This is a genomic window from Paenibacillus sp. 2KB_20 (assembly GCF_052115765.1).
Lineage (GTDB): Bacteria > Bacillota > Bacilli > Paenibacillales > Paenibacillaceae > Paenibacillus_AQ.
Genome location: NZ_JBFRHH010000003.1, coordinates 308,204 through 327,850, shown reverse-complemented (window position 1 = coordinate 327,850; position 19,647 = coordinate 308,204). Strand labels below are relative to the sequence as shown.

Below are 19,647 nucleotides of genomic sequence, written 5' to 3'. Positions count from 1 at the left end.
GAGGATTTTTTGTGTTTGATTTAAAAGCTAACGGGACCTCGGTTAAGACAGAAGTTGTTGCCGGGGCCACGACGTTTTTCACGATGGCGTATGTGACTGTTGTGAATCCGCTGATTTTGTCGCAAGCGGGTGTGCCTTTTGAGCAGAGCTTCACGGCTACTATTATTGCCGCTGTGATTGGTACACTGCTGATGGGGCTCGTAGCCCGTTATCCGATCGCTGTTGCACCGGGGATGGGCTTGAATGCCTACTTCACCTATTCCGTCGTTCAGGGACATGCCGGACTTGGGTATATTGAAGCTTTCTCAGCCGTTTTTATAGCCGGTATTCTGTTTCTGGTATTATCGATGACTTCCCTGCGGCGCAGGCTGATTGAGATGATCCCGGCCAATTTGAAACATGCGATCACGGTAGGAATCGGCTTGTTTATTGCTTTTATCGGATTGCGGATGAGCGGCATCATTACAGCGCATCCGGACAATCTGGTAGCGCTCGGTGATCTGCACCAGCCATCGGTTGTGCTCGCCTTGGTAGGACTTGCGGTTACGCTTGTGCTGCTGTCGCGCGATGTGAAGGGTGCCTTGTTTATCGGAATGATTATTACCGGAATTATCGCTTATTTTGCCGATATGCTGTCTTTTACGAACGGGATTATGTCGCTTCCCACGCTGCCGGAAGGCATTCTGGTATGGAACCCGATTACCGCTGCCTCGGATGTGATCAGTCATGGACTCTATGCCGTTGTGTTTTCGTTCCTCCTGGTGACACTGTTTGATACCACAGGTACGGTAGTTGGTGTGGCAGAACAGGCAGGGCTTATGAAGGATAACAAGCTGCCTCGTGCGGATCGTGCCATGTTCTCCGATTCGGTGGCAACTGTGGCCGGATCTATGGTCGGTACAAGCCCGACCACCGCTTATGTTGAATCTGCAGCCGGTGTTGGCGCAGGCGGTCGGACAGGATTAACGGCGGTCGTCGTTGCCGCATTGTTTGTGGTTGCTGCCTTCTTCAGCCCGCTGATCGGCGCGGTTTCCGGATTATCCGCCATCACTGCACCTTCGCTCATCGTAGTGGGTTGCCTGATGCTAAGCAACGTTCAGCACATCCGGTGGAATGATTTTGATGAAGCGTTCCCCGCGTTTCTCGTGATCTTGACCATGCCGCTTACGTCCAGCATCGCGACTGGGATCGCGCTCGGTTTTATCTCATATCCGCTGATGAAAATCGTGAAGGGCAAGTGGAAGGCGGTTCACCCGCTGATGTATATTTTTGCTGTGCTGTTCGTACTGCAGCTTGTCTTTGTCCCGCATTGATTCAGGAGCATTAGAAGCATGACAATCCCCTGCCAAGGTCTAAGCAGACCCGGCAGGGGATTTTTCATGCCGATAAACCCTCGTATGAGCTTGAACATTGTTTGTGACGAATCGAGAAAATGCTGCAACGGTTCCTGGTTGTTAATTCTCGACCGGTTAAAGGGCCATGCCTTCTTATGGCCGTGCAGATGCACAGAGCTTAGCGAGTTCGGCTCCATACGTCCGCGTACCTCGTGACGAGGCCGTGCTCGTCAACCTCCAGATCCGCTTGATAGGCCCCATGGTTACTCTCATAACGGTAGGTGTACTCGCCCGTACGCGTGTATTGTTGGGGAAGCGGGGCGATGGTTAGACTCGGGAACTGAATCCAGACTGCCGTCATGGACGCACTCTCCCCAGGCTCCAGCTTCAAGCGCCGGATCGGCAGCGTGTTGGTGGATGGGGTAATCCCGAGATCAATGTCGTTCATTCCGGCAAATGCCGTGAGCTCGGTATCGCCGCTCCACCAGCAGCCGTCGTCATCCCGCTCCAGGTGAAGGGACCGTTCCTCCGTGCCGCTTGTGAGCTTAATCTTTACCATCCGGGTCTGCCAGCTGCTGGTGGTTTCAACCTCATAGGAGCAGTGGAGCTGCCGGCCGTCCAGGCTGGCTACGACCGTTCCGGTGAGCGTAAATCCTTCATGATGCTGATAGAGCCGTCCATGCTCCAGGGAAGGAAGATCGTGCCTGTTCCATAGCAGCGATTGCAGAAGCTGACCAGCGCTTGTGGTCTTTTGTCCGAGGGGCTGCATGTCTGCTTCAGCATGGATATGGTCGTTCAAAGTGAGATCACGTCCTTTGTCAAACAAGAGTATGAATAGATGCTACACCTCTATATTATATAACGAACATATGTTTGTTAACACTTACCGTATCGATCGGCGTATCCTTATATCCTGAACATGGCAAAAGCCGCGAAGGTGTATTCCTGGCAGCGGATATGGCGTTATACCAGGCGAAGGCCGAAGGCCGTAACCGGACGATTGCGGCAGAGATATCGGCGTAATAGTATAAGGCATTGGTATGGCAAAGTTCCCTGTTGGATGAAGCTGCCGATGAGATGACTCCTGAATTCATCCAGGGGTCATCATGTGAATAAGGGTTGAAGGAAGCCCAGCCGACCAATGGGCCGCATCATTGATGCTTGACGTGTCAATGATGGCTTGCTACAATCAACACATCAAAATAATTTGATGGAAAGTTGTGGTGACAACATGAGGGTCTCTATTATACAAGATGACGTATTAAGCCTGTATGAACAGAAATTTAAAGCGTTATCCGATAAGAATCGCTTAAGAATCATCTATGAATTGAACCAGCGAGGGAAAGTGTGTGTATGTGACCTCACCGCCTTGCTGGATCTTCCTCAATCGAAACTGTCTTACCATCTAAAAATGTTGCTGGATGCAAATATTATATTGATGGAACGCATCGGAAAATGGAACTATTATGAGCTTAACGATGAAGAGGTTAAGGGACTGTTATCCGAGAAGCTGTGCTGCGTTTTTTATCCGAATTCAAAAACATAATTTTTTAACTAATGCATCAAGAAAAGTTGATGAATATAAATGTTTCTATTAGGAGGGCTTATGTATGAAAAACATTGAATTTAAGGTGGCTTCAACTTCCTGCTGTACACCCCAAGTGCCGACAATTGCTGAGGATAAAGTGAAGGAAGAGTATGTTCGGTATAACGGCACCCATCCAGTCGCGATTATCGGTGGCGGACCCATTGGCTTGGCAGCAGCAGCTCATTTGGCCGAAAGAGGGCAACAATTCATTCTATTTGAAGCCGGACCTAGTATAGGTCAAAACATCCTGCAATGGGGACATGTACGACTTTTTTCACCATGGCAATATAACATTGACAAAGCAGCTGAGCGTCTTTTACTTAAGCATGGATGGCAGCTACCCGTCCTAAAGGAATTACCTTTTGGTCAAGAGATTGTTCATCAATATTTAGAGCCTTTAGCGAAATTGCCTGAACTGAATCCCTATATTATGTTGAATGCTAGAGTGGTTTCCGTATCGAAAAAGAATGCTGATAAAATGAAATCTCCTAATCGTGCAGCTGCCCCGTTTGTACTTTATGTTGAAAGAAACGGCAATACCGAACGTTTTCAAGCCCGGGCAGTGATTGATGCCTCCGGAACGTGGGCACATTCGAATCCGCTGCATGCTGATGGGATATGGACTCGTGAAGAGCGTGATCTGAAGGATCGTATCTATTACGGCATTCCAGATTTATCTGCAGCAGAACAAAGGCAGAAGTACGCAGGGAAGCGTATCGCAGTAGTAGGAGGCGGTCACTCTGCAATAAACACATTACTGGATTTAGTGAACCTTAAAAAAAGCGATGCAAACACAGAGATTCTCTGGTTGATGAGAAAGGAAAACGTGGAGGAAGCGTACGGCGGGGAAGAGAACGATCAACTCGAGGCTCGTGGAGCCTTGGGAAGCCAGATTCATCAATGGATTGATGCTGAACAAATCCAAGTGGTTACTCCATATATGATCGAGGGGCTCTACCATAAGGATGGGAAAATAAACATCATAGGGACAATTCATGGTGAGGACAAGGAAATGCAAGGAATCGATGAAATAATCGTTAATACTGGAAGCCGGCCTGATTTTTCATTTCTAAGTGAGATCAGACTTAGCATTGATCCTGCAACCGAGAGTGTCGAGGCGCTAGCTCCACTAATTGATCCCAATGTTCACAGTTGCGGTACCGTGAGACCTCATGGCGAGAAAGAACTTCGTCATGTAGAGAAGAACTTTTATCTTGTTGGGATGAAGAGTTATGGCCGGGCTCCTACTTTCCTCATGGCAACAGGGTATGAGCAGGTGAGATCCATTGCCGCATATTTGGATGGCGATATGGAAGCTGCTATAAAAGTTGAATTAGAGCTGCCGGAGACGGGTGTATGTGGTATTAGCAGTGCCCCGAATGCCAACGATTGCTGCATGCCCACTGACTCATCTACTTCGAGATGCAACTAATATATATGAAGGGGGAATGAAAAACGGGTTCTCCCTGATATATCAATGAGTTGAGCTCTATCCACTTGTAATCAGGATCATTTCCCATTAACATATAAGCATTAGGTTTATGGGGATGATATCGCAAGATGTATTTTTTAGTAAAGGGATGAATCTGAATGGAGCATATGAACGAAATGGCCGAGAAACTCAAATTGCTTGGGGATAAAACAAGGCTTACCATGTTAACGCTCCTTAAGGAAAGAGAATGGTGCGTTTGCGAGTTCGTGGAAATTTTCGACATGTCACAGCCCGCAATCAGCCAGCACTTAAGAAAGCTTAAGTCTCAAGGCATCGTAAATGAGGCCAGACGAGGTCAATGGGTTTATTATTCATTGCATGTTGAGGATAAACCGTATCTTCAAGCAGTGTTGAATGAGATGCCAAGCGCTCAAGAAGTATTGTCATCGTTAAATAAGAAAATAAACTGTTCCTGCGATTAACCGGTAACCTGCCAGAAATATGCATAAGGTTCAAGGAGCTGAGAAAATCAATGTTCATTATATAAGAATATAATTATATCTTGATTACGAAGGAAGTTTGACTGTATTCAAGTTCAACACGTCATTGGAGGGTTTGTACATTGGTTTCTGTTGTTTTAGCTAGCATCATTTTTTTAATTACATTGGTCTTTGTCATTTGGCAGCCTAAAAATCTGTCCATTGGATGGTCCGCTTGCGGAGGTGCTGTGCTGGCACTACTCGTTGGCGTCGTCGACTTTCAGGAAGTGTGGGATGTCACCCAAATCGTATGGAATGCTACGCTTGCCTTTGTCGCGATTATTATTATTTCGCTGATCTTGGATAAAATCGGTTTATTCGAATGGGCTGCATTACATATGGCGAATGCCGCTCAAGGCAACGGTATCCGGATGTTTGTATATGTATCCGTACTTGGAGCTGTTGTCTCCGCATTTTTTGCAAATGACGGTGCCGCTCTGATCTTAACGCCGATTGTGCTTGCCATGGTGCGGGCGCTCCATTTCGACGAGAAGAAGGTATTCCCGTTTATCATCGCAAGCGGCTTTATTGCGGACACGACTTCACTCCCGCTTGTGGTCAGCAATCTGGTGAATATCGTCTCGGCCGATTTCTTTGGAATTTCGTTTACCGAATACGCAAGTCGTATGATTGTTCCCAATTTGTTCGCGTTAGTATCCAGTATCCTTGTGTTGTATTTGTTTTTTCGCAAAAGCATCCCGCGTAAGTTTGATGGGACCGAGCTTAAGAAACCGTCAACGGCAATACAAGACCCTGCCATGTTCCGTTTATCCTGGATCGTATTGAGTATGCTGCTGATCGGATACTTTGTGTGTGAATTTGTGGGGATTCCGGTTTCGATCGTGGCGGGAGTTATCGCGATTCTCTTTCTGCTGATGGCGAGAAAAAGTCCGGCAGTGCAAACCAAGGAAGTGCTCAAGGGTGCACCATGGGCGATCGTATTTTTCTCGATTGGCATGTATGTCGTGGTCTATGGCTTGCGTAATGCAGGTCTTACTGATCTTCTGGCTAGCGTCATACAGAGCATAGCGGATCAAGGTCTGTTTGCCGCAACCATGGGTATGGGCTTCATTGCTGCGATCATTTCTTCCATCATGAACAATATGCCGACGGTGATGATTGATGCGTTAGCGATCGATGCGACAAACACTACAGCTGCCATCCGAGAGGCGTTAATCTATGCGAATGTCATTGGTTCAGACTTAGGTCCCAAAATCACACCGATTGGTTCGCTGGCAACCCTGCTATGGCTGCATGTCCTTTCGACCAAAGGGGTGAAGATCAGCTGGGGGACTTACTTTAAGACAGGGATTATATTGACTATCCCGACATTGTTTATAACCCTCTTAGGTTTATATATTTGGTTAACCGTACTGTAATTCAAGCAATAAGGGAGAAAGGGAGAGGACCAATATGACGAAAAAGACGATGTACTTCTTGTGCACAGGCAACTCCTGTCGCAGCCAAATGGCCGAGGGATGGGCCAAAAAACATTTAGGTGATGATTGGCACGTCTACAGTGCCGGCATTGAAGCTCATGGCCTAAACCCGAATGCCGTCAAAGCGATGAATGAGGTTGGTATTGATATATCGAAACAAACTTCCGATATCATTGATCCGGAATTGTTAAATCAATCCGACCTGGTGGTTACCTTGTGCGGCGATGCAGCCGATCGTTGCCCGATGACGCCTCCGCATGTTCGCCGAGCGCATTCAACAATTCGCTGAAACCGGCGAATAATATGATAACATTATGCCGGGGTCCGAACCATAAAAGAATCCTTAAGAAGATATCGAAAACCTGCATCCCAATATACCAAGAACGCCCTTAACCGGGGCGTTCTTTTTTTGTCAACAACGTGAAGCGGATGGTCGGAAACTGAGCTCTAATGGAGGGTCACGGATCATGTGTAATTCTTTATCCTGTGCAATGGGATAGGTCTTGAACCTTGAACCTGTTCCAACATTAAATTCAGACACAAGAGGTGGATGATATTGTTCGTAGTATCCTTAAAGCACCGTTTGCTGGTATGGTCCTCATTTATCGGTATGTTCTTAGTATTGCTGGCTGGGGCGCTTGTAACTAAGACCGGTTCCGGCCTTGGGTGTGGCGATGATTGGCCGCTTTGCAACGGGAAATTCATCCCGGCTTATACACTGGAATCCATGATTGAATATTCGCACCGGATGATAACCGGCGTGGTCGGAATTCTGGTGCTTGCTACTTATATCGTGATCCGGAGACATTACCGGGGCCATAGGGAGGCGAGTTATTATGCTGGCGGTACCTTATTGTTCACTGTGATACAAGCTCTAATGGGGGCCGCGGCTGTCATGTGGCCTCAGCAGCCGGCGGTCATGGCGCTTCATTTTGGAATCTCCTTGTTTGCGGTGGCCAGCAGTATGCTGCTCGTGGTATGGATGCGTGGACTCCATGGAGCACAGGATTATCGTACTAACGTTACGATTCCGCCATCTATCCGCTTCTTGGGCTGGGGAATCTGGCTGTATAGCTGCGGAGTGGTATACCTCGGTGCCTATATCCGGCATACGGAGTCGGAGGCCGGCTGTATGGGCTGGCCGCTATGCAATGGCCAGGTCATACCGTATCTGGGCGGGGCTTCTGGCATTGTCTTTCTTCATCGGGTCGCCGCTGCGGTTTTACTCATATTGCTGATTCTTCTGCTCTTAGCTGTAAAAAATTATGAGACAAGGGTGCGTTCAACAGGTCTGACAACGCTGGTAATCGGTCTTAATCTCGTAGTGCTAGCACAAATTTTAAGCGGGGCGTGGCTGACGCTTGCTATGAACAATCATCATATTTTTATTTTTGCAAGTCTTGTTCACAATGTGTTAGCGACCTTGCTCTTTAGCATGCTCGCGGTTTTTGGGATTCGTACATGGAAGAGTAGATGAGACGTAAAGACGAAAATTCTGAATTTGTATGTGAAATTTGTTACAGAATCTTGAACTTGGCCTGCATATTTAGTGAACGAACGGCTGGTGACACCAACTGCCTTGTCAACTAAAGTAAGTCAGGACAAGTGAGCAGATTGGAGCTGAATGTAATGAAACGACCCAAAACACTTCGAATCATGGGGTTAGCGGTTCTGCTGACCATCATGCTGCTGGCCATGACCGGATGCAGCGAGAACATCATTATTTTGAATCCGAAAGGACCCATTGCCGAGCAGCAGCGTGATTTAATGATCATCTCGACCTTGCTGTGCAGCATTGTCATCGTTCCGGTGTTGATACTGACGGCTATCATCGTGTGGCGGTATCGGGACAAAAAAGGAAGAAAAGCAGCGTATACCCCGGAGTGGGAGCATAGCACGAAGCTGGAACTGATTTGGTGGGGAATTCCCATCTTGATCATATTGACGCTGGCAATTATCACGGTCAAAGCAACGTATGCACTGGAACCGTCGAAGCCCATTGCCTCCAGTGAGAAAGCGCTGACCGTACAGGTAACCTCCTTGAACTGGAAATGGCTGTTTCAGTATCCCGAACAGGGCATAGCCTCGGTCAATGAATTGAAGATTCCGGAGGATGTGCCTGTCCGCTTCGAAATTACGGCCGATTCGCCAATGAACTCGTTCTGGATTCCGCAGCTTGGCGGCCAGATGTACGCTATGTCGGGGATGGCGATGACACTGTATTTGCAAGCCGATGAGGCTGGGGAATATTGGGGGTCCGGCGCGAACTTTACGGGTACGGATTTTGCAAAAATGTATTTTGACGTGGAAGCGACGTCCAAGGAGGAGTTTGACGCATGGGTGGAGGAAGTGAAGGCAGAGTCGCCCAAGCTGACATTGGAGGGATATAAACAGCTGAGGGAGCCGTCCGCATCCGAGGTTCATACGTATTCCGCTTTTCCGGAAGGGTTGTTCGAGATGACGGTGACAAAATATGCCGCTTCCCACAACCATGGTTTGTCATGGAAAAACACGCAAAACTTCAATTTCGAGGACCAGGTGACTAGGTAAGGAGAGAGAACTTCTAATGTGGGAAAAGATAAAAGAATTTTCTTCCGGATTTTTCGTGACGGGCGATCCGTTAATTTATGGCGCGGATGTCACCATCGTTCTAACGTTGATTGCCATTGTAAGCGGCTTGACGTACTTCAAAAAGTGGAAGTGGTTATGGCGGGATTGGCTGACCACCGTCGATCATAAAAAAATCGGCATTATGTACATTTTGTCCGCGTTCCTGATGCTGTTTCGGGGCGGAGTAGACGCGCTTCTCATGAGGGCGCAACTGGCTATGCCGGAGCTTGATTTGTTGCCGCCGGATCATTATAACCAGATCTTCACCACGCATGGGGTGATCATGATTCTGTTCATGGCCATGCCGTTCATGTTCGGTTTGTTTAACATCATGGTGCCGCTGCAGCTCGGAGCTCGAGACGTAGCCTATCCGTTTCTGAATTCGCTCAGCTTCTGGCTGTTCTTCTCAGGGGCGATGCTGTTTAACCTGTCCTTTGTCATTGGTGGCTCGCCCGACGCTGGGTGGCTGGCGTATCCGCCCTATTCGGGTTCCATGTACAATCCCGGTGTAGGGCAGGACTTTTATATATGGGGAATTCAAATCTCGGGGCTCGGCAGCTTGATGACCGGGGTTAACTTCCTGGTGACGATTCTGAAAATGCGGGCGCCGGGCATGAAACTTATGAAAATGCCGATGTTCTCCTGGTCGGTGCTATCCAGTTGCATCGCCATTATATTCTCGTTTCCGATTTTGACGGCAACGCTGGCACTGCTATTCCTGGATCGTTATGCCGGGGCGCATTTCTTCACGCTTGACGGCGGGGGGAACCCGATGATGTATATCAACCTGATCTGGATGTGGGGACATCCTGAGGTGTATATCATTGTCCTGCCGGCCTTCGGCATATTTTCAGAGATCGTCTCTACGTTCTCGAAGAAAAAGCTGTTCGGCTACAAGTCCATGGTGTGGGCGATGATGATCATCAGCGTCCTGTCCTTTCTGGTATGGGCCCACCATTTCTTTACGATGGGGTCGGGGGCGGACGTCAATGCTTTCTTTGCTTTAACAACCATGCTGATCGCAATCCCAACTGGCGTGAAAGTGTTCAACTGGCTGTTCACGATGTTCCGTGGAAAAATTACATTCGAAACGCCGATGTTATGGACGATTGGATTCATTCCATGTTTTATCATAGGGGGGTTGACGGGGGTTCTGTTATCCGTCGCTCCGGCGGATTTTCAGTTCCATAACAGTTACTTCCTGGTCGCGCATTTCCATCAGGTGATCATAGGGGGCGTCGTATTCGGTTACTTTGCCGGGCTGTACTATTGGTGGCCGAAAATGTTTGGCTTCAAGCTGAACGAACGCATCGGGAAGTGGGCATTCTGGTTCTGGAACATCGGTTTCTATTGCTGCTTCATGCCGCAATATGTGCTCGGTCTGATGGGAATGACCCGCCGGGTCGTTTCGTATAGCTGGGACAAAGGCTGGTGGGAGCTGAATCTGGTGTCCACGATCGGTGCTGTGCTCATGGCGATTGCCTTTCTGTTTCAGGTTTGGCAGATCGTGGATGGGTTTAAGCACCAGGCAAAGAACCGGGATGTCACGGGGGATCCGTGGAATGGCCGTACGCTCGAGTGGTCCATTCCTTCGCCGGCACCGGTCTACAACTTTGCCGTATTGCCGAACGTCTCCCGTCAAGACGAATGGTGGGAGCAGAAACAAGCGTCAGGAACACATCGGACCAAGAAGCAGCACCTGGAACCGATTCATATGCCTAGAAATTCCGGTGTTCCGATTGTCATGTCGGCTTTCTGGTTTATAGCAGGGTTTGGCTTCATATTCGATTGGACCGGATTTATCTATACCGGATTGGCCGGCGTGGTAGGCTGTTTACTATATCATTCCTTTAATTATGACACGGATTATTATATTCCGGTTGACGAAATCGAGCGAACTGAAGCTGCCATAAGGAAGGTGAATATCTAATGGCTGAGTCCCAAATATCAGAACCCATAACTCAAACACACTTGCAGGAAGCGCATCAGGGTCATCCGGATATGGAGGAAGTACGAACGTTCGGCTTCTGGATTTATCTCATGACTGACGTTATTATATTCGGCACGTTGTTTGCCACCTACATTGTTCTGCAACGCAACACGGACGGAGGTCCGGGACCTGCAGACCTGTTTCAGATGGGCGGAATTATAGCCAGTACGTTCATATTGCTTGCGAGCAGTTATACTTGCGGCCTTGCGCTGCTGTCGATGCACAAGCATAACGTTAAAGGCCTCATATCCTGGCTGGCGATTACAGCTGGGCTGGGTGCCATATTTATCGGGATGGAGATTGCTGAATTCAATCATCTGGTACATGAAGGTGCGACGATAGGAACCAGCGCATTTTTATCCGCCTTCTTCACGTTGGTGGGAACGCATGGATTGCACGTATTGTTCGGACTGGTCTGGATGATCGCCCTGATCCTTCAGATCGCCAAGCGGGGAATTACCCCCGTGACCAAACGGAAGGTCAATGTGATCAGCTTGTTCTGGCATTTTCTCGATGTGGTATGGATCTTTGTATTTACAGTTGTGTACTTAATGGGGGTGAGTTAATATGGTGCCGTCCAATACGCATCAAGCCCCGGAAGGGCACGGTTCTTTCAAATCGTATACCATCGGGTTCATCTGCTCGATCATTCTGACACTTATTCCTATCATAATTGTCATGAATGACTGGTTGGATGGAACCTGGAACACCGTTGTGTTGATGATTGCGGCCGTGCTGCAGCTCATGGTTCAGCTCTTATTCTTCATGCACTTACGTGAAGAGAATAAGCCGAGGTACAACCTGATCTCGCTGGTTCTGGGCCTGGTCATTTTGCTGGTCATCGTAGCAGGGTCCATGTGGATCATGCTGTACAACATGGTGGCTGTATGAGGAAGCGCACCGTACTGGGAGATTGGATACAGCTCGTCAAACCGCGCATTATCCAGCTAAATCTGGTTGCAGCATTCGGAGGCTACTGGCTGGCTTCTAAATGGGTCATAGACTGGGGCTTGTTATGCTGGATGCTGCTTGGTACAACGCTAACGATGGCATCTTCCTGTATCTTCAATAATATTTGGGATCATAAATTGGACCGCAAAATGGTTCGAACGAACGGCAGGCCTCTTGCCACGGGGCGGATTCAGTTAACCCATGCCTTATGGTGTGCTCTGGTCCTTGGTATCTTAGGAGAATGGATCCTGTTCTTAAACGTGAACCGGATTGCAGGTTGGCTCGGTTTGCTGGGGATGTTCTTTTATATTGTCATATACACGATGTGGCTTAAACGGAAGTCAACCTGGAGTACCGCTGTCGGCGGCGTGTCGGGAGCGGTTCCGCCGGTTATCGGATACTGTGCCAGCACGGGAACGATAGATACCGGAGCTGTTTTGTTATTCTGCTTGCTGTTTTTGTGGCAGCCCGCGCATTTTTGGTCGTTGGCCATTCGGCGGGTGGAGGAGTACAGAGCGGCTGGTTTTCCCTTACTTCCTGTACGAAAAGGGGTCAGGCGCACCAAGCTGCAGATGATTCCTTATGTAACGCTGCTGCTCCCAACCGTCATTTTGCTGTACGTTACCGGTTTTTCCGGTCCCGTATTCCTGATAGTGTCTGTGATCGGTGGCGTTATATGGCTATGGCATACGCTGCGCGGAATGATCGTTTCACTGGATGAACGCTGGGCCAGGACCAATTTTCTGATTTCCGTGAATTATTTGATGATTGTGTTCATTGTTATGATTCTGGACACACCTGCGACTTAATAAAAAGCATTGCAAAAACGAGGTGAGGCTTATGAGGAGATTAGGGTTATTTGTCCTTTTGGCGTGTGTACTTCTATTAGTGTCGTGTTCTCCGGCTCCTGCGTCTGAACCAGAGGTTGAAGCATTGATACAGGTTGATCTGATTTTACCGACCGGCCCGGTGGAGACCTTGCAATCGGTTCCCTTTGAGGCGCGAGTTACGCAAGGTGAGGAACCGGTAGCAGACGCACAAGAGGTGAGTTTTGAATTCCGGCTGGTCGGTCAGGACGAACATGATTTGATTGACGCTAACCATGCTGAAAACGGCAGTTACCGGATCGATAAGACATTTGAAGCGGAAGGGACCTATGAAGTGACTGCGCATGTTACGGCAAGAGGCATGCATGTGATGCCGAAGAAAGAGATCGTTGTAGGAAATCCGGGGAAAAAGTGAACTTAAGGTTGCCATGATCCGGTAGGAAGGGTGGCAGATGGAATTGATCCGAGAATATATATGGATTGTTGTTATGCTGGCTATGCTGACGTTGTCTGCATGCAGCGAACGGACCGAGGATGATTCGGTGCTTCGTGCCAGCATCACCACAACGGAGGATGAAGAGGCGGTTGCGCTGTACAAGAGCCAGTGCCTGTCATGCCATGCCGTCGACTTAAGCGGAAGGGTTGGCCCAAGTCTGAAGGATGTCGGGACGAGGCTATCTGAGGATCAAATCGCGGACATCGTAATGGAGGGTTATCAAGGCATGCCATCATATAAAAAAATTCTGGAGGAGAGCGAGATCAAGTCCATTGCGATGTGGCTTTCGAACATGAAGGAGGAACAGGAGGGAGATACATGAAAAAGATTGTGTTTATAGGCGTAATCATGGTGTTCACGTTGGTGGCAGCCGCATGCGGCAACTCTAAACCAAGTCAGCTGAGCATTCCGATCCAGCCTTTTGAATATATCAACCAGGATGAAGAGCCGATTTCTTTAGCCGATCTGGAAGGCAAGGTATGGATCGCAGACTTTGTGTTCACGCGGTGCATTACGGTATGTCCGACCATGACCGCTAATATGGCCGAGCTGCAGCAGCGGCTGGATAACGCGGGGCTTGAAGCCACGCTGGTATCTTTTTCGGTGGATCCCGAGCGGGATGACCCTGCAGCACTGAAGAGCTATCTGAGTAAATTCGATGCGAATTTCACGAACTGGCATGCGTTAACAGGCTATTCGTTTGAAGAAATTAAAACGTTTGTGCTGCAATCCTTCAAAGCGCCTATCGCCATGGATACTGCAGCGGATCAGGTCATCCATGGGACGTCCTTCTACTTGGTTGATCCATCAGGTACGGTCGTTGCGAAGTATGATGGTAACACAGATCCTCCATATGACAAGATCCTGAAGGACGTCAAATCGCTGCTGAAGTAGCGGCGAATATCGTGAGGTGGAGTGAGATGAACCTTATCGCTCGTTCAACATGGGTCCGAGGGCTGATTCTGGCAATTCTTCTGGCAGCCGCTGCATATGCACTCTTTCAATCCATGAAGAAGGATGGCCAGATTGCAGAGATTGGGCATGCCGCGCCTGGCTTTGAAGCGGTGAATCTTCAGGGTGAGCCGGTCCGGTTCTCCGATTATAAAGGGCAGGCCGTGCTGCTGAACTTCTGGGCGTCCTGGTGCGGTCCCTGCGTGAACGAAATGCCGATTCTGAACGAAGCGTATGCACAGGAGCCAGGTGTTGAAATAATTGCCGTTAATATAGGCGAAAGCCGCGAGAAAGCAGAGGCGTTCGTTCGGAAGCATCAACTGGATATACCGATCGTGTTGGACCAACAGAATAAAATCAAAGGGAAATACGGCATAAGCGGCCTGCCGGTAACTGTGCTGATCGATGACCAAGGCAATATCGTGGATCGCGTAACTGGTGAGCTGCCAAGCCTTGAATTTATCAAGGAGTTGATGGACAAAATTCGGTAGGATGGGATTTGTCGGGTTATGAAAAAAGGTTAGCTTCCGGTAAGCTAACCTTTTTCGTGATTCCAGGGGAGAGGGGCCGTTCCTGTTGTATTGCCCTATTGAATCGTGGTGTGCAGAGCTTCAGCGAACTTGGATATTCCGGATGGGATATCCTCAGCCCTGGCACGAGCATAAGTGAATCTCACATAACCTGAAGCTGAACCGTATACGCTGCCCGGTGCAAAAATCACGCCTTTTTGAATGGAGCTTTCCAGCAGCTTGCTGTCATTCACGTCCGGGACGATTTTGCACCAGAGATGCAGGCCGCCCTCGGGCACATGGAAATGCACCAGGCCTTGCAGTTCCTTCTGAAGGGCCTCGATCAGTAAATCCCGCTTGTATAGCAGGCTTGCTCTCAGCCTGTCCAGGTGCGGAGCAAAATGGGAAGAATTGAGGAACTGTCCGGCCAAGCTTTGGGGCACTACGCTTAATCCGAAATCCATCTGCTGCCTGGCGTCCGCAAGCCGCTCCACCACCGAATTAGGGGCGACCATCCAGCCTACCCGGAGACCGGATGCGGCTATTTTCGAGAAAGACCCGATGTACACCACCGACCCGACAGAATCCACGGATTTCAAAGGGGCAGGCGGAGAACATTGATAGGCCGTTAAACTGAAGGGGTCATCCTCCACGATCGGAAGCCCGAGCTCACTTGCCGTATCCAGCAGTTGGGCCCTTCTCTCATGATCCATAACGGTGCCTGTCGGGTTCTGAAAATTCGGATTAATGAAAATCATCTTGATCCGGTGTTTCTTGTACAGGGAGCGGATGTCTTCCGGTTGTACCCCTCGTTCATCGACCGGGAGCCTGAACAATCGCAGACCTGCGGATTGAAACATCGGCAGTGAATAACAATAGGATGGATCTTCGATGGCAACCGCGTCACCAGGTGACAGCAAGCACTGTGTAATGAGATACAGCGATTGCTGGGATCCCGACGTGATCAGGATGGACGATTCGGTGGTATGAATCCCGCGATATTTTTTGAGATACGTAACCAATGCTTGTCTAAGTGGGCCATATCCTTGTGGATTGTCATAACCGAAATAGGACATATTGGGTTTCTGACTCATCAACGTATTCATTTCTTGGATCGGCGCCAAATCCCCGGCGAGCTCCCCGCTGGCAAAATCAATCAAAGAAGGATCATGCGCCAACGCCTCCCGAATCCGGCGGAGAAAAGGGGGATTAGGCAGGAAATTTCCTCCCTCAGCGTAACGGCGCCAGTTCGGCGTATGTTTTGGCGTGGCGCCCCACTTGGAACTGCTGACCCGCGTACCGCTCCCGGAACGGCTCTCTATGATTCCAAGCGCCCGAAGCTCCGAGTAAGCCAGAACCACGGTGCTTCGATTAACTCCGATTTGCTCCGCCAGTTTTCGCTCGGAGGGGAGTAAGCTGCCTGGTGGAAATTCTCCATACGATATTCTTTGCTCCAGATCATCAGCAATTTGCTGATATAGAGGTTGTGTGCTGTTGCGATCCGGCTTCCACACCTTCCTCATCCTTTCATGAACATATTCAGGCTGTTTCTGTCTGTAATGTTAATCATATCATTATGTATAAATGAAGGGTTTTCATAATTTCATCATTACGATGACAAATATCCTGCAATCCGTTGAACATGGATGGTGTATCTGATTGTAAATTGGATGGGTCAACGTAATCCCTCTTACTGGGATGTGGCTGTAATTCGCTTGCGCTTTCGGTTTCTTGACAAAATTTAAAAAGAGGAATAAAGTATGATTTGACTAATCGTAATTGTTACGATTAAACAAACACAAGAATAGGAGGTGCTGACTATGCGAGTGACGGTAACATTGGCATGCACGGAAACCGGCGACCGTAACTATACAACGACCAAAAATAAAAGGAATCACCCGGAGCGAATGGAATTGCGCAAATATTGTCCACGGTTGAAGCGGGTAACGCTTCATCGGGAAACCCGATAGTGAATGCGGACCGTAAGCCGGATCTATCATCCGGCTTATTTGACTTCAGGTGAAATGGGATTACACTAAAAGTAGCAGAAGTGCAGCCATGTAAATGAGGGGGATGGATGGGATGAACCAGGAACGACATGATTCCAGCGGTGAGCTGCTCCTAAGCACACATACCCCGGAACAGTGGAGACGAAGAAGGCAGGAGCTAAATGAATGGATCAACAGACATAAGGTGCGCAAACAGCCCAAACGGACGCGGGTATTCGGCAATGCCCCTGTCGATGAGCAGTTATACCCGATATTGATTCGGCTGCAGCAGGCGGGATTGAAGACCGAGTTTTCCTGCGCGGGTGTAAGCCCGCTTGATGAACCCGTTGATCATTCCCTGTACGCCTACCTAACTTTTTTCTCGAGCGGTCCTGCGGAGCAGTTCGCTAACATTTTGAAGGGTAACATGAAGCATCGAGCGCTGATTACCTATGAGCCTGCCCGTCACCGCTATGACGTTTCATCGTTCTTTATCGGACATAACCGTTCCTTTTGTATACTTCTCCAGCACAGTGCGGATCAGTTACTGAGAGATTTAGTCCATTAGAAAATGGGGCTTTTACATAAAATAACATTGCTTTGCTGGCTCAGAGTCCCTTGAGCAGCTTAGCTTCGAACAACCCTATTAGGGGAAATAAGGAGTTGTGATCGAATGACGAAACGGAGAATTGCTTGGAATTCAGGTCAATGGACAACCGAACCGGTATCGGTGGCAGAGGAAGGGTTGCATCTGAAGGTTGAGTCCAGAGAAGGCAGTGATTATTGGGAGAAAACCCTGTATGAGTTTCAACGTGACAGCGGTCATTCACTGCTTGCGGCGTGGGATAAGGATACGGCCATAGAGGTCACCTTTGAATTGGATGCCTTTACGGAGCTATATGATCAGGCCGGGCTTATGCTAATGAACGCTCCGGGACAGTGGATCAAAGCTGGGATTGAAATCAATGACGGAATCCCCCAGCTGGCCACGGTGGTCACCCATGAATATTCGGATTGGTCACTCGCCCCCGTGCCGGAGTGGGTTGGCGAGCGTGTCACGATCCGTGCCTCCAGGCTGAATGATGCGGTCATCATTAGGGCGAGAACCGGGAAGCATCCTTGGCGCACCGTTCGCGTGGCGCCCTTTCCCGCCCGAACAGCAAGTCAGGCCGGGCCTTTTGTCTGTTCGCCTACCCGCTCCGGTCTCATCGTGACCTTCACGCGTTGGGTGAGCACGCTGCCGGACAGCGACATTCATGTTGATCCGCAGGTGGAAGAGTAGAGGTAGGGCCAGGACTCCTGAGTTTAACCAACAGCTATAGAGGTAAAGAGACTTCACCCATCATTTCGTGATCGGTGAGGTCTCTTTTTATATGCAGACCGTTCTGTATCAATTGCCACAGCGGCCATGCGGATTGTGGTGGTATATTGAGGCTGGATACACAATAATCTGCCATATATTGATATTGATCACGTCCAGCAAAGGGGATAAAACCATATGCCGAGCAAAGAAAGTTTTGCTATAAAGGAACTGCTGACTGCAGAGGGATTCAATCATAAATGGGAAAATGCCGGAACGATTCGGCAATATATCGAAACGCTGCCTCCATATCCTGCACTTCCAGAGGAACAGGAGGGATTTGAAACCCGCTGTTTTGAAAGTGGATCCGGCTTGAGTATGAATTATTATATATCGCATGGTGCAATGGAACAGGGGGCAGTCGTTTATTTACACGGTGGAGCTTATATCGAAGAGATTCTACCGCCCCATTTCGCTTTTGCCAAACAGTGGACGAAGCGAACCGGATTCACCGTAATTATACCCAATTACCCTACCGTCCCGGCTATTGATGCGAAGAAGCTGACAGGGCTGATGCGCGAATTTTACAAGTACATCTGCGCCGAGGCGGGGAGTGCGGTATTTCTAATGGGCGATTCGGCCGGTAGTGCGCTGGCTCTCGATATGGCCCAATCAGTAAAAGAAACGCCGCTTGCACCAAAAGGGTTAATCCTGCTCTCGCCATGGGTGGATGCAGCTACGGACAATCCCCAGATTGCTGCGCTCGGTATACCGGAGCGTGACGTCTTTCTGCAGCCGGCCGGGCTCGGTGAGGTTGGAAGGATGTATGCAGGAAGTCTTCCTATGGACGACCCGGCGGTCAGTCCGTTGTTTGGCGAGATGGGAAGCCTTTCCCGCACGGTCATTCTCGTCGGAACCGATGATTCTCTGCTGCCGGACGCTCGTCTGCTGCGCGATAAATTGGTCCGAGAAGGTGTTGATTCCGAGTACTGGGAATACGAGAACATGATGCATGTGTGGCCTCTGTTTCCGATGCCTGAAGCCGTAGAGGCACTGGAGCGGCTGCATCAATGGGTGGCGTGCGGTGGTGGAAAGCCATAATGGAGGGTGACAGACCAGCCAATTGGATGGTTACAACTGTCGCGCAATTGGATGGTGTGCATTAGCCGATTGTTCATTATAATAATGAGGCAGAAATGACAAATGAATGATGATTACTGTTGATCCTGATGCCTCAGGTTCTATAATAGAGTGTATATAATGAATAATCGAATGGGGTTGTTTGTGGTTGGTTATGTATATTATTGTCATCGCGCTGGCATTAATTGGTGGAGTTTCCACGCTTCTTGTCGGATTATCTCAGGAGAATAAGAAGGCAAACCCGAACTATGAGCGGAAAACAAAAACCAATCTCACGAAGCTGCTCATCATTTATTTTGTTTCGTTAATTGCGTTTATTGTGATATGGATGATTTTGAGATAACTATACAGGCTGTTTCCTGAACGATCGGGGAGCGGCCTTTTGTTATTCATGATTATCATTGGAACCCAGGTCCATTTGATGTATTCTGGAGACATCAGCTCCACGGAGATCGTCATCATCGCTTACGTCCTGCTGCTGGTTGTGTTCGCTGCAGGATTTGTATATCAATGGCTGAGAAGAAAACCACAGCGTCTCTAATCGAAGGGGAGG

General features: G+C 49.0%; 24 protein-coding genes and 1 pseudogene. 23 read left to right on the top strand and 2 right to left on the bottom strand.

The annotated features are described in order from the left end of the window. Positions 1 to 11 precede the first annotated feature (11 nt). Positions 12 to 1,313, top strand: a complete 1,302-nt coding sequence (locus tag AB4124_RS10880) for an NCS2 family permease (protein WP_076320743.1) — start codon at positions 12 to 14, stop codon at positions 1,311 to 1,313. 199 nt (positions 1,314 to 1,512) lie between these two features. On the opposite strand, the gene AB4124_RS10875 is transcribed toward AB4124_RS10880, so the two are convergent. Next, entirely contained in the window at positions 1,513 to 2,133 is a 621-nt protein-coding gene (locus AB4124_RS10875; protein ID WP_441972827.1) for a putative glycolipid-binding domain-containing protein, read from the bottom strand. 74 nt (positions 2,134 to 2,207) lie between these two features. Here AB4124_RS10875 and AB4124_RS10870 point away from each other — a divergent pair, with 74 nt between their 5' ends. The 16 genes and pseudogenes from AB4124_RS10870 to AB4124_RS10795 all read left to right on the top strand — a co-directional run bounded on the left by AB4124_RS10870 (position 2,208) and on the right by AB4124_RS10795 (position 14,648). Continuing rightward, positions 2,208 to 2,357 carry a diguanylate cyclase gene (locus AB4124_RS10870; protein WP_430112859.1) on the top strand — a complete coding sequence of 50 codons (150 nt, stop codon included), beginning with the start codon at positions 2,208 to 2,210 and terminating at the stop codon, positions 2,355 to 2,357. 208 nt (positions 2,358 to 2,565) lie between these two features. Beyond that, a complete protein-coding gene (locus AB4124_RS10865; RefSeq protein WP_076320745.1) occupies positions 2,566 to 2,880 on the top strand; it encodes an ArsR/SmtB family transcription factor in 315 nt (104 codons plus the stop codon). A 64-nt stretch (positions 2,881 to 2,944) separates the two neighbouring features. Then, positions 2,945 to 4,354, top strand: a complete 1,410-nt coding sequence (locus AB4124_RS10860) for an FAD-dependent oxidoreductase (protein ID WP_441972824.1) — start codon at positions 2,945 to 2,947, stop codon at positions 4,352 to 4,354. 158 nt (positions 4,355 to 4,512) lie between these two features. Then, the gene (locus AB4124_RS10855; RefSeq protein WP_076320747.1) at positions 4,513 to 4,836 is read left to right on the top strand and encodes an ArsR/SmtB family transcription factor; all 324 of its coding nucleotides are present in this window, start codon (positions 4,513 to 4,515) and stop codon (positions 4,834 to 4,836) included. Positions 4,837 to 4,976: 140 nt separating this feature from the next. Then, positions 4,977 to 6,272 (top strand): arsenic transporter, encoded by a 1,296-nt coding sequence (locus AB4124_RS10850; RefSeq protein ID WP_441972822.1) that lies wholly within the window; start codon positions 4,977 to 4,979, stop codon positions 6,270 to 6,272. 34 nt (positions 6,273 to 6,306) lie between these two features. After that, positions 6,307 to 6,606: pseudogene (gene arsC / locus AB4124_RS10845) on the top strand (arsenate reductase (thioredoxin)); the annotation flags it as partial. A 276-nt stretch (positions 6,607 to 6,882) separates the two neighbouring features. Continuing rightward, complete coding sequence (locus tag AB4124_RS10840; RefSeq protein WP_430112864.1) at positions 6,883 to 7,809, top strand: COX15/CtaA family protein; 927 nt, start codon at positions 6,883 to 6,885, stop codon at positions 7,807 to 7,809. A 152-nt stretch (positions 7,810 to 7,961) separates the two neighbouring features. Further along, positions 7,962 to 8,882 carry a ubiquinol oxidase subunit II gene (cyoA, locus tag AB4124_RS10835; RefSeq protein WP_430112866.1) on the top strand — a complete coding sequence of 307 codons (921 nt, stop codon included), beginning with the start codon at positions 7,962 to 7,964 and terminating at the stop codon, positions 8,880 to 8,882. A gap of 16 nt (positions 8,883 to 8,898) precedes the next feature. Continuing rightward, the gene (locus AB4124_RS10830; RefSeq protein WP_430112867.1) at positions 8,899 to 10,872 is read left to right on the top strand and encodes a cbb3-type cytochrome c oxidase subunit I; all 1,974 of its coding nucleotides are present in this window, start codon (positions 8,899 to 8,901) and stop codon (positions 10,870 to 10,872) included. Next, complete coding sequence (gene cyoC, locus AB4124_RS10825) at positions 10,872 to 11,498, top strand: cytochrome o ubiquinol oxidase subunit III (protein ID WP_430112869.1); 627 nt, start codon at positions 10,872 to 10,874, stop codon at positions 11,496 to 11,498. Before AB4124_RS10830 ends, cyoC begins: the two co-directional genes overlap by 1 nt. A 1-nt stretch (position 11,499) precedes the next feature. Beyond that, a complete protein-coding gene (cyoD, locus tag AB4124_RS10820) occupies positions 11,500 to 11,823 on the top strand; it encodes a cytochrome o ubiquinol oxidase subunit IV (RefSeq protein ID WP_098742852.1) in 324 nt (107 codons plus the stop codon). Further along, positions 11,820 to 12,692, top strand: coding sequence for a heme o synthase (cyoE, locus tag AB4124_RS10815; protein ID WP_430112870.1), 873 nt, complete (start codon positions 11,820 to 11,822; stop codon positions 12,690 to 12,692). Before cyoD ends, cyoE begins: the two co-directional genes overlap by 4 nt. Positions 12,693 to 12,816: 124 nt before the next feature. Beyond that, positions 12,817 to 13,125 (top strand): FixH family protein, encoded by a 309-nt coding sequence (locus AB4124_RS10810; RefSeq protein ID WP_179090570.1) that lies wholly within the window; start codon positions 12,817 to 12,819, stop codon positions 13,123 to 13,125. A 37-nt stretch (positions 13,126 to 13,162) separates the two neighbouring features. Then, positions 13,163 to 13,528 (top strand): c-type cytochrome, encoded by a 366-nt coding sequence (locus AB4124_RS10805; protein ID WP_076320757.1) that lies wholly within the window; start codon positions 13,163 to 13,165, stop codon positions 13,526 to 13,528. After that, positions 13,525 to 14,100 carry an SCO family protein gene (locus tag AB4124_RS10800; protein ID WP_339272025.1) on the top strand — a complete coding sequence of 192 codons (576 nt, stop codon included), beginning with the start codon at positions 13,525 to 13,527 and terminating at the stop codon, positions 14,098 to 14,100. The genes AB4124_RS10805 and AB4124_RS10800 overlap by 4 nt, the downstream gene beginning before the upstream one ends. A 26-nt stretch (positions 14,101 to 14,126) precedes the next feature. Further along, positions 14,127 to 14,648 carry a TlpA family protein disulfide reductase gene (locus AB4124_RS10795; protein ID WP_430112873.1) on the top strand — a complete coding sequence of 174 codons (522 nt, stop codon included), beginning with the start codon at positions 14,127 to 14,129 and terminating at the stop codon, positions 14,646 to 14,648. 95 nt (positions 14,649 to 14,743) lie between these two features. Here the strand turns inward: AB4124_RS10795 and pdxR are convergent, their stop codons facing one another. After that, on the bottom strand, positions 14,744 to 16,180 hold the full coding sequence (gene pdxR, locus AB4124_RS10790; protein ID WP_430113154.1) for a MocR-like pyridoxine biosynthesis transcription factor PdxR: 1,437 nt from the start codon (positions 16,178 to 16,180) through the stop codon (positions 14,744 to 14,746). A 306-nt stretch (positions 16,181 to 16,486) separates the two neighbouring features. Here pdxR and rpmG point away from each other — a divergent pair, with 306 nt between their 5' ends. The 6 genes from rpmG (at position 16,487) to AB4124_RS10760 (ending at position 19,635) form a co-directional block, all read left to right on the top strand. Beyond that, positions 16,487 to 16,636, top strand: a complete 150-nt coding sequence (rpmG, locus tag AB4124_RS10785; RefSeq protein ID WP_098742858.1) for a 50S ribosomal protein L33 — start codon at positions 16,487 to 16,489, stop codon at positions 16,634 to 16,636. A 112-nt stretch (positions 16,637 to 16,748) separates the two neighbouring features. Continuing rightward, entirely contained in the window at positions 16,749 to 17,222 is a 474-nt protein-coding gene (locus AB4124_RS10780) for a hypothetical protein (protein ID WP_430112874.1), read from the top strand. A 105-nt stretch (positions 17,223 to 17,327) separates the two neighbouring features. After that, a complete protein-coding gene (locus AB4124_RS10775; RefSeq protein ID WP_339272027.1) occupies positions 17,328 to 17,936 on the top strand; it encodes a DUF1349 domain-containing protein in 609 nt (202 codons plus the stop codon). 216 nt (positions 17,937 to 18,152) lie between these two features. Next, positions 18,153 to 19,055: an alpha/beta hydrolase fold domain-containing protein gene (locus AB4124_RS10770; RefSeq protein ID WP_441972816.1), complete on the top strand. Its 903-nt coding sequence runs from the start codon at positions 18,153 to 18,155 to the stop codon at positions 19,053 to 19,055. Between the two features lie 193 nt (positions 19,056 to 19,248). Next, a complete protein-coding gene (locus AB4124_RS10765; protein WP_076321309.1) occupies positions 19,249 to 19,437 on the top strand; it encodes a hypothetical protein in 189 nt (62 codons plus the stop codon). 39 nt (positions 19,438 to 19,476) lie between these two features. Then, positions 19,477 to 19,635, top strand: a complete 159-nt coding sequence (locus AB4124_RS10760) for a hypothetical protein (RefSeq protein ID WP_430201482.1) — start codon at positions 19,477 to 19,479, stop codon at positions 19,633 to 19,635. Positions 19,636 to 19,647 lie beyond the last annotated feature (12 nt).